This window comes from Microbacterium sp. BF1 (genome assembly GCF_019279095.1).
Taxonomy (GTDB): Bacteria; Actinomycetota; Actinomycetes; order Actinomycetales; family Microbacteriaceae; genus Microbacterium; species Microbacterium maritypicum.
Map to the genome: position 1 here is coordinate 1 of NZ_JAGYWT010000039.1, position 9,992 is coordinate 9,992.

The 9,992-nt window shown below is 67.2% G+C and carries 6 protein-coding genes and 1 pseudogene; 6 read left to right on the forward strand and 1 reads right to left on the reverse strand.

Annotation, left to right across the window (positions count from 1 at the left end; genetic code table 11):
* The 6 genes and pseudogenes from KZA10_RS17660 to KZA10_RS02650 form a co-directional block, all read left to right on the forward strand.
* Nucleotides 1-119: pseudogene (locus KZA10_RS17660) on the forward strand (tryptophan synthase subunit alpha); the annotation flags it as partial.
* 10 nt (nucleotides 120-129) lie between these two features.
* Nucleotides 130-1,155 (forward strand): prolipoprotein diacylglyceryl transferase, encoded by a 1,026-nt coding sequence (gene lgt, locus KZA10_RS02630; protein WP_218682100.1) that lies wholly within the window; start codon nucleotides 130-132, stop codon nucleotides 1,153-1,155.
* Between the two features lie 143 nt (nucleotides 1,156-1,298).
* Nucleotides 1,299-5,822, forward strand: a complete 4,524-nt coding sequence (gene gltB / locus KZA10_RS02635; RefSeq protein WP_218682104.1) for a glutamate synthase large subunit — start codon at nucleotides 1,299-1,301, stop codon at nucleotides 5,820-5,822.
* Nucleotides 5,815-7,281: a glutamate synthase subunit beta gene (locus KZA10_RS02640; RefSeq protein ID WP_017830584.1), complete on the forward strand. Its 1,467-nt coding sequence runs from the start codon at nucleotides 5,815-5,817 to the stop codon at nucleotides 7,279-7,281. The genes gltB and KZA10_RS02640 overlap by 8 nt, the downstream gene beginning before the upstream one ends.
* Nucleotides 7,282-7,339: 58 nt before the next feature.
* Entirely contained in the window at nucleotides 7,340-8,788 is a 1,449-nt protein-coding gene (gene pyk, locus KZA10_RS02645) for a pyruvate kinase (protein WP_218682101.1), read from the forward strand.
* 79 nt (nucleotides 8,789-8,867) lie between these two features.
* Nucleotides 8,868-9,554, forward strand: coding sequence for a triacylglycerol lipase (locus tag KZA10_RS02650; protein WP_218682102.1), 687 nt, complete (start codon nucleotides 8,868-8,870; stop codon nucleotides 9,552-9,554).
* A 3-nt stretch (nucleotides 9,555-9,557) separates the two neighbouring features.
* Here the strand turns inward: KZA10_RS02650 and KZA10_RS02655 are convergent, their stop codons facing one another.
* On the reverse strand, nucleotides 9,558-9,797 hold the full coding sequence (locus KZA10_RS02655; protein WP_218682103.1) for a S9 family peptidase: 240 nt from the start codon (nucleotides 9,795-9,797) through the stop codon (nucleotides 9,558-9,560).
* Nucleotides 9,798-9,992: the final 195 nt, after the last annotated feature.

Here is a 9,992-nt window from a genome sequence, read left to right on the forward strand (position 1 = left end):
CGATCGTCGGCACGGCCCTGGTCCGAGCCCTGCGCGACGGCGGCGTACCCGCTCTCGCCGAAGTCACCCGCAACCTGGCCACCGGCACCGCGTCGGCACGCCCCGATCACGAGAACTAGAATCGCACTCATGTCACTCGCGCTCCACAGCACCTTCACGAACGTGCTCGCCAGCATCCCGAGCCCCACGGTCTCCTATTTCGACCTCGGGCCGATCCGGATCCACTTCTACGCGCTGTGCATCATCGCCGGCATCATCGCCGCCACGTTCCTGACCAACCACCGCCTCACCAAGCGCGGTGCGGAGCCGTGGGTGGTCATCGACATCTCGATCCTCGCGGTGCCGCTGGCGATCATCGGAGCGCGCATCTTCCACGTGCTGACGCACCCGAACGACTACTTCGGCGAGGGGATCAACACCTGGAACCCCTTCCAGCCGGGCTCGGTGTGGGCGATCTGGGAGGGCGGAATCGCGATCTTCGGCGCCCTCATCGGCGGCGCCATCGGCGCGTACCTGGGGTGTCGCTGGACGGGCATCCGCTTCTGGACGTTCGCGGACGCCCTGGCCCCCGGACTGCTGCTGGCTCAGGCCATGGGCCGCTTCGGCAACTGGTTCAACAACGAGCTCTTCGGGCTGCCCACCGATCTGCCGTGGGGTCTGGAGATCCCTTCCACGAACTCGGCCTTCCCTCCGGGCCTCCCCGAGGGCACGCTGTTCCACCCGACCTTCCTCTACGAAGTCCTCTGGAACGGGTTGGGCGTCATCGTGCTGCTCTGGCTCGGGCGCAAGCTCTTCTTCCAGTGGGGCCGTCTGTTCGCGATCTACCTGATCTGGTACAGCGCTGGCCGCATCGTCTGGGAGTCGATCCGCATCGATCCGAGCGAGATCATCCTCGGTCTGCGCAGCAACGTGCTCGCGGCGATCATCGGCGTCCTCGTCGGCCTCGCGATCCTCGTCGTGCAGACGCGTCGTCACCCCGGCCTCGAGCCCTCGCCGTACCAGCCGGGCCGCGAACGGAAGGAGGCGGGCGCTGATGTACAATCGCAGAACAATCCCTCTGACTTCGTAGACGTGAGCGAGCCTCCGACCGAAGAAGTCACCGCAGGAGCCACCGCCACAAGCACTGCTCCCACGAGCGAGGACGGCTCTCGATAACGCCGCCTCGTGGCGGGAGAACCATTGCACTGAACGAGCGGGCCGACGTCGTCCCCGGGTTTCACTCGAAGATCTGAGGACGGTAACTGGTGTACTTCCAGCCCCCTTACGGCGCCTCCGGCGCATACCCCCCGAAGCAGGGCATGTACAACCCGGCGTTCGAGAAAGACGCCTGCGGCCTCGCCATGGTCGCGACACTGCGCGGCGAAGCCGGGCACGACATCATCGCGTTGGCCCTCGAGGCCCTGCGCAACCTGGAGCACCGCGGAGCCATCGGCTCGGATGCGGGCACCGGGGACGGCGCCGGCATCCTGACGCAGATGCCCGATGCATTCCTCCGCGACGTCGTCGGCTTCGAACTGCCGCCCGTGGGGGAGTACGCCGCAGGACTGGCGTTCCTGCCTCGCGATTCGAGCGAGCGCCGCCAGCAGAAGGCCGGGATCGAGAAGATCGCCCGTTCCGAGGGACTCCGCGTCCTCGGCTGGCGTGATGTCCCCACCGCCAACGAGAACCTCGGCAAGCTCGCCGACGAGGCGCGTCCCGCCTTCGAGCAGCTCTTCGTGAGTGCCGGAGGGGCGACGCATACGGATGCCCCCCTCACAGGCATCGCCCTCGACCGGGTCGCCTACCGTCTGCGCAAGCGCGCCGGGCACGAACTCGGCGCCTACTTCGTCTCGCTCTCGGCCCGCACGCTCGGGTACAAGGGCATGGTCACGACGCTGCAGCTCGAGCCGTTCTATCCCGACCTGCAGGATGAGCGCTTCGCCTCCGAGCTCGCGGTCGTGCACTCGCGCTACTCCACCAACACGTTCCCGTCGTGGCCGCTCGCCCAGCCGCTGCGCATGCTCGCCCACAACGGCGAGATCAACACGGTCGGCGGCAACCGCAACTGGATGCGCGCCCGCCAGTCGCAGCTCGAGTCCGAGCTCCTCGGCGACATCACGCCGCTGCTGCCGATCTGCACCGACGGCGCCAGTGACTCCGCCTCGTTCGACGAGGTGCTCGAACTGCTCACCCTCACCGGACGCAGCCTCCCGCACGCCATCATGATGATGGTGCCGGAGGCGTACGAGAAGCAGGCCGACATCACGCCGGAGCTGCGCTCGTTCTACGAGTACCACTCCAACCAGATGGAGCCGTGGGACGGTCCGGCAGCGCTCATCTTCACCGATGGCACGCTCGTCGGCGCGACCCTCGATCGCAACGGCCTGCGTCCTGGACGCTGGACGGAGACGACCGACGGTCTGGTCGTGATCGGCTCCGAGACCGGTGTGCTCCAGTTCGAGCCTGAACGCATCAAGCGTCGCGGTCGCCTGCAGCCGGGCAAGATGTTCCTCGTCGACACCTCGCAGCGTCGCATCATCGAGGACAGCGAGATCAAGCACGACCTCGCCACCATGCACCCGTGGCAGGAATGGCTGGATGCCGGCGCCGTCCGGCTCGCCGAGCTGCCCGACCGCGAGCACATCGTGCACCCGCCGGCATCGATCACCCGTCGACAGCGCACCTTCGGATACACCGAGGAAGAAGTCCGCATCCTCCTCACGCCCATGGGGCAGACGGGTGTCGAGCCGCTCGGCGCCATGGGGTCGGACACGCCGATCGCGGTGCTCAGCAAGCGTCCTCGCCTGCTGTTCGACTACTTCACGCAGCAGTTCGCGCAGGTGACGAACCCGCCGCTCGACTCGATCCGTGAAGAGGTCGTCACGAGCCTCAAGCTGGGCCTCGGTCCGGAGAGCAACCTGCTCTCCTGGGGACCGGAGCACACCCGCACCGTCTCGCTCGACTTCCCGGTGATCGACAACGACGAGCTCGCGAAGATCCGCCACATCGACAAGGCGATGCCTGGTCGGTCGAGCGCGACCATCCGTGGCCTCTACCACTTCGACGCGGGTCCCCAGACTCTGCAGGACCGTCTCACCGAGATGTGCGCCGAGGCCGACGAGGCGATCGAGAACGGCGCCGAGTTCATCATCCTGTCGGACCGCGACTCGAACAAGGACCTGACGCCGATCCCGTCCCTGCTCATGGTGTCGGCGATCCACCACCACCTCATCCGCCGCGAGAACCGCATGAAGGTCGGGCTCATCGTGGAAGCCGGAGACGTGCGCGAGGTACACCACGTCGCGACGCTGATCGGCTACGGAGCCTCCGCCGTCAACCCGTATCTCGCGATGGAGACGGTCGAGCACCTCGTGCGCACCGGCTACATCACCGGCATCACGCCCGAGAAGGCGGTCAAGAACCTGATCTACGCGCTGGGCAAGGGCGTGCTCAAGATCATGTCGAAGATGGGAATCTCCACGGTGTCGTCCTACGCGGGCGCCCAGGTGTTCGAGGCGGTCGGCCTCAGCCAGGAGTTCATCGACGCGTACTTCACCCGCACCGAGTCCAAGCTCGGCGGGATCGGCATCGAGGAGATCTTCGCCGAGAACCAGGCGCGGCACGACTACGCCTACCCGGAGGATGCCGCGGCCCGCGCGCACGAGCGACTGTGGACCGGTGGTGAGTACCAGTGGCGCCGCGACGGCTCTCCGCACCTGTTCAACCCGGAGACGGTGTTCAAGCTGCAGCACTCGACCCGCACACGGCGCTACGACATCTTCCGCGAGTACACGAAGCTCGTCGACGAGCAGGCGGCCGAGCTCAAGACGTTGCGTGGACTCTTCAGCCTGCGCACCGGCACCCGCAAGCCCGTGCCGCTGGACGAGGTCGAACCGGTCTCCGCCATCGTTAAGCGCTTCTCCACGGGTGCGATGAGCTACGGCTCGATCTCGCGTGAAGCGCACGAGACGCTCGCGATCGCGATGAACAGCATCGGTGCGAAGTCGAACACCGGTGAAGGCGGCGAGGACCCGGACCGTCTCGTCGACCCCGAGCGTCGCAGCGCGATCAAGCAGGTCGCCTCGGGTCGCTTCGGCGTCACGAGCCTGTACCTGACCGAGGCGGACGACATCCAGATCAAGCTCGCCCAGGGCGCCAAGCCCGGTGAGGGTGGTCAGCTGCCGCCGACCAAGGTCTACCCCTGGGTCGCGCGCACCCGTCACGCGACGGCCGGTGTGGGACTGATCTCGCCGCCGCCGCACCACGACATCTACTCGATCGAAGACCTCAAGCAGCTCATCTTCGACCTGAAGCGGGCGAATCCCGAAGCACGCATCCACACCAAACTCGTGAGCCAGTCGGGAATCGGCGCGGTGTCGGCGGGTGTCGCCAAGGCTCTGAGCGACGTCATCCTGGTCTCCGGCCACGACGGCGGGACGGGTGCGAGCCCGTTGAACTCGCTCAAGCACGCGGGCACGCCCTGGGAGCTCGGCCTCGCCGAGACGCAGCAGACCCTCATGCTCAACGGGATGCGGGACCGCGTCGTGGTGCAGGTCGACGGTCAGCTCAAGACCGGTCGCGACGTCATCATCGGAGCACTCCTGGGCGCGGAGGAGTTCGGCTTCGCCACCGCTCCGCTCGTGGTCAGCGGCTGCATCATGATGCGCGTGTGCCACCTCGACACCTGCCCGGTCGGTGTCGCCACGCAGAACCCGGTTCTGCGTGAGCGCTTCACGGGCAAGCCCGAGTTCGTCGTGAACTTCATGGAGTTCATCGCGGAGGAAGTGCGCGAACTCCTCGCCGAGCTCGGCTACCGCTCGCTCGACGAGATCATCGGTCGCGCCGAGCTCATCGAGGTCAACGCCGCGGTGGAGCATTGGAAGGCCGAGGGCCTCGACCTCACTCCCGTGCTCGAAGGCCCCGTCTTCCCGGCGGGCGAGCCTCGCCGCAGCGGTCGCGCGCAGGATCACGAGCTCGAGAAGCACTTCGACGTGCAGCTGATCGACATCGCGAAGGGGGCGCTGCTCAACGGCGAACCCGTCGTGGTGGAGCTGCCCATCGCCAACACCGAACGCGCGGTCGGAACGATGCTGGGTCACCAGGTGACCTCTCGGCACGGTGCCGCTGGTCTGCCGCAGGGCACGATCGACGTCACCCTGCACGGCACCGCGGGACAGTCGCTCGGGGCGTTCCTGCCGCCGGGGATCGTGCTGCGGCTGGAAGGTGATGCGAACGACTACGTCGGCAAGGGCCTGTCGGGCGGTGACATCACCATCCGTCCGCCGCGCGGCTCCGCCATCGCACCCCATGAGAACGTCATCGCCGGCAACGTGATCGGCTACGGCGCTACCTCGGGGACGATGTTCATCTCCGGTGTCGTCGGCGAGCGGTTCCTGGTGCGCAACTCCGGCGCGACCGCCGTCGTCGAGGGCGTGGGCGACCATGCACTCGAATACATGACCGGTGGCCTGGCCGTGATCCTCGGTTCGACCGGTCGGAACTTCGGCGCCGGCATGTCCGGGGGAGTGGCGTACGTGCACGCGCTCGACACGAGCAAGGTCAACGCCCAGTCGCTGGGCAGCGGGGAGCTGCTGCTCGAGCCGCTGGACCGCGCGGATCTCGAAGTGCTGCGCAGCCTGCTCGTCGCACACATCGAGCGCACCGCGTCTCCGCGGGCGTCCGCGCTTCTCGAGAGTTTCGAAGAGGCCGCGGCAGAGTTCGTCAAGGTGCTGCCTCGCGACTTCGCCGCGGTGCGGAGCATGCGCGAGGAGGCGCTGGCCGAGGGGATCGACCCCGACGGCGACATCGTGTGGAACCGCATCCTGGAGGTGACCGGTGGCTGACCCCAAAGGCTTTCTGAAGGTGACCGAGCGGGAGCTTCCCGCACGTCGTCCCGTGCCCGTGCGCATCATGGACTGGAAAGAGGTCTACGAGCCCGGAGACACGCAGGTCCTCCGCCGCCAGGCCGGACGCTGCATGGACTGCGGTGTGCCGTTCTGCCATCAGGGCTGCCCGCTCGGCAACCTGATTCCGGAGTGGAACGATCTGACGTGGCGCGGCGAGGGCCGCGCGGCGATCGAGCGCCTGCATGCGACGAACAACTTCCCGGAGTTCACGGGCCGGCTGTGCCCCGCACCGTGCGAGAGCTCGTGCGTGCTCGGCATCAACCAGCCGGCGGTGACGATCAAGCAGATCGAGGTCTCCATCATCGACGAGGCCTTCGCGAAGGGCTGGGTCGAGCCCGAGCCGCCTGAGCGCCTCACCGGCAAGACGGTCGCTGTGGTCGGATCAGGGCCCGCGGGCCTCGCGGCCGCCCAGCAGCTCACCAGGGCCGGGCACACCGTCGCAGTCTTCGAGCGTGACGATCGCATCGGCGGTCTGCTGCGCTACGGCATCCCGGACTTCAAGATGGAGAAGACGCAGCTCGAGTCGCGCCTGCGTCAGATGCAGGAGGAAGGCACCCGCTTCCGTGCGGGTGTCGAGATCGGCAAGGACATCTCCTGGCCCGACCTCCGCGCCCGCTACGATGCCGTCGTCATCGCGACCGGATCGACCGTGCCGCGTGATCTCGCGATTCCCGGACGCGACCTCGACGGCGTGCACTTCGCCATGGAGTATCTCGTGGAGTCGAACCACGCGGTCGCCGGAGACAAGGTCACCGACCAGATCAGCGCCGAGGGCAAGCACGTCATCGTGATCGGCGGCGGAGACACCGGTGCGGACTGCATCGGCACCGCTCACCGTCAGGGCGCGCTCAGCGTGACCAACCTCGCGATCGGCAAGCAGCCCGGCGATACGCGTCCCGACCACCAGCCGTGGCCGATGATGCCGACCGTCTTCGAGGTCTCCTCCGCGCACGAGGAAGGCGGTGAGCGGGTCTTCCTCGCATCGACCGTCGAGTTCCTCGGGAACGAGGTCGGCGAGGTCCGCGCGCTGCGTGTGGCCGAGACGGAGTACATCGACGGGCGCCGTGTGCCCAAGAGCGGCACCGAGCGGGAGATCCCGGCGGATCTGATCCTGATCGCGATGGGGTTCACCGGACCGGAGCAGGGCGGGTACACCGACGACACGCTTCCGCAGGTGACCGAGCGCGGTGCCTTCGGGCGCGACTCGTCGTACGAGTCGACGGTTCCCGGCGTGTTCGTCGCCGGCGACGCAGGCCGCGGACAGTCGCTCATCGTATGGGCCATCGCCGAGGGCCGTGCAGCGGCCGCGAACGTCGACCGATTCCTCATGGGCAGCACCGTGCTGCCCGAGCCGGTGCGTCCGAGCGATGTCGCGATCGGTCTCCAGCCCGCGTAGGCTGAGGCCGGCACCGTCGCCGGATTTACCTTCCCCCACTTCTACCCTGGAGAAATCTTTGAGACGCGCGAAAATCGTCGCCACCCTGGGCCCCGCCACCTCCACCTATGAGACGGTGCGCGCACTGATCGATGCGGGGGTGGATGTCGCTCGACTGAACCTCAGCCACGGTGACTACTCCGTGCACGAGAACAACTACGCCAACGTGCGTCGTGCCGCAGAGGACGCCGGTCGTCCGGTCGCCATCCTCGTCGACCTCCAGGGGCCGAAGATCCGTCTCGGCAAGTTCGAGAACGGCCCTTACGAGCTCGCCAAGGGCGACATCTTCAAGATCACCACCGAAGACATCATCGGCAACAAGGACATCTGCGGTACGACCTTCAAGGGTCTCCCGCAGGACGTCAAGCCCGGTGACTTCCTCCTCATCGACGACGGCAAGGTGCGCGTCGAGGTCGTCGAGACCGACGGTGTCACGGTCACCACCAAGGTGATCGTCGCCGGGGCCGTCTCGAACAACAAGGGCATCAACCTGCCCGGCGTCGCCGTCAACGTCCCCGCGCTGAGCGAGAAGGACGAGGACGACTTGCGTTGGGGTCTGCGCATCGGCGCCGACCTGATCGCCCTGTCGTTCGTCCGCAACGCCGACGACGTCACCCGTGTGCACGAGATCATGGCGGAAGAGGGCGTCCGCGTGCCCGTCATCGCCAAGGTCGAGAAGCCGCAGGCCGTCGACGCGCTCGAGGAGATCGTCGACGCCTTCGACTCGATCATGGTCGCCCGTGGCGACCTGGGCGTCGAGCTTCCGCTCGAGGCCGTGCCGATCGTGCAGAAGCGTGCGGTCGAGATCGCACGTCGCATGGCCAAGCCGGTCATCGTCGCGACGCAGATGCTCGAGTCGATGATCCACAGCCCCGTTCCGACGCGCGCCGAGACCTCGGATGTCGCGAATGCGGTGCTCGACGGTGCAGACGCCGTCATGCTCTCCGGTGAGACGAGCGTCGGCGACTACCCCGTCGTGGTCGTGGAGACCATGGCTCGCATCATCGAGTCGACCGAGGAGCACGGCCTGGAGCGCATCGCGCCCCTCACGACCAAGCCCCGCACGCAGGGTGGCGCGATCACCCTCGCCGCTCTCGAGGTCGCCGAGTTCGTCGACGCGAAGTTCCTCTGCGTGTTCACGCAGTCCGGTGACTCGGCACGACGCCTGTCGCGTCTGCGCTCGCGCATCCCGATGATTGCCTTCACGCCGGAGCCGGGTATCCGCCGCCGCATGGCGCTGACGTGGGGCATCCGCTCGACGCTGGTCGACATGGTGCAGCACACCGACCTGATGTATCACCAGGTCGACGAGTACCTGCTCGGCAACGGTCTCGCCGAGGAAGGGGACAAGGTCGTCGTGATCTCCGGTTCCCCTCCCGGAATCGTCGGATCGACGAACGACCTTCGTGTGCACAAGGTCGGCGATGCGATCCGCGGTGCCGCCCCCATCTACAAGGCCGGCGTCTGACGGACAGCATCCAGAGGGGGCGGGACTTCGGTCCCGCCCCCTCTGTCATATGCGTCAGGTAGTTTTCACTCATGGAGCCGTGCCGTCGTCCGAGGAGCACATCATCGGCGTGCTGAGGAACGCCGGGTGGTGGGTCGCTGACTACGTCTACGCGGGGTACTGGCAGGTGCGTGCGCTGTTCGACCGCACCGATCCGGCCTCCTTCGCATCCGGGCGCGCCGCCCACATCGTCGTGCTCCCCGGTGTGTACGAGACCTGGAGGTTCCTGCAACCGCTCGTCGTGGCGATGCATCGGCGCGGGCACCCCGTCCACATCGTCGACGCGCTCCGCCGCAATCAGCAGCCGGTGGTAGACCTGGCCGCCGATGTGACGGCCTTCCTCGAGGAGCATGACCTCACCGATGTGATCCTCGTCGCCCACAGCAAGGGCGGCCTCGCAGGGAAACTCGTCATGACCGGCCCGGCGGGAGCGCGGGTGCGGTCGATGCTCGCGGTCGCGACACCGTTCGGCGGATCTCGCTACGCCCGCCGCATACTGTCACGCACTCTGCGGGAGTTCTCTCCGGAAGCCCCGTCGATCGTGAGTCTCGCACGGCAGCTGAGCGTGAACGAGCGGATCGTCTCGGTTTACGCGGGGTTCGATCCACACATCCCGGAGGGGAGCGAGCTCGCCGGCGCCAAGAACGTCCGCCTCGAGACGGGCGGACACTTCCGGATCCTCGCCCACCCGCGGGTTCTGGCAGAGCTCGCGGTCCTGGCGGAGTAGCGCTCAGTCGCAGCCGTCGGCAGCGGGGCGGCCTCCACCGAGCGTCGGGAGCCACAGGAGCAGATCCGGCAGCGCGGCGTAGGCGGCGAGGCCGTGGGTGACATCCGGATAGCGGTGGAAGGTGACATCCGTGCTCTGCGTACAGAGCAGCTTCACGTAGCCCTCGGTCGCGCTCGGGAGCACGAGCTCGTCTGCTTCTCCCTGACCGACGAAGACCGGCACCCTGAGAGGGCTGTTCCCCACACTGTTCTCCTGGAGCATCGTCTGTCAGGGCTCTGTCGTCGCAGGGTCGCTACGTGCGAAGCGACCATGCATGATGCCGCATCATGAATTTTCTGGAGGGAACCATGAACGACTACTACGGCTATGACGGCCTGTCAGGCGGCGCGCTGGTCGCGTTGATCCTGGTCTACACGATCCTGCCACTCGCCATCTACG

Excerpts from the sequence above, each read along its gene's own strand:
- gltB (WP_218682104.1), top strand. The coding sequence starts at position 1,299 with ATGTACAACCCGGCGTTCGAGAAAGACGCCTGCGGCCTCGCCATGGTC.
- lgt (WP_218682100.1), top strand. The coding sequence starts at position 130 with ATGTCACTCGCGCTCCACAGCACCTTCACGAACGTGCTCGCCAGCATC.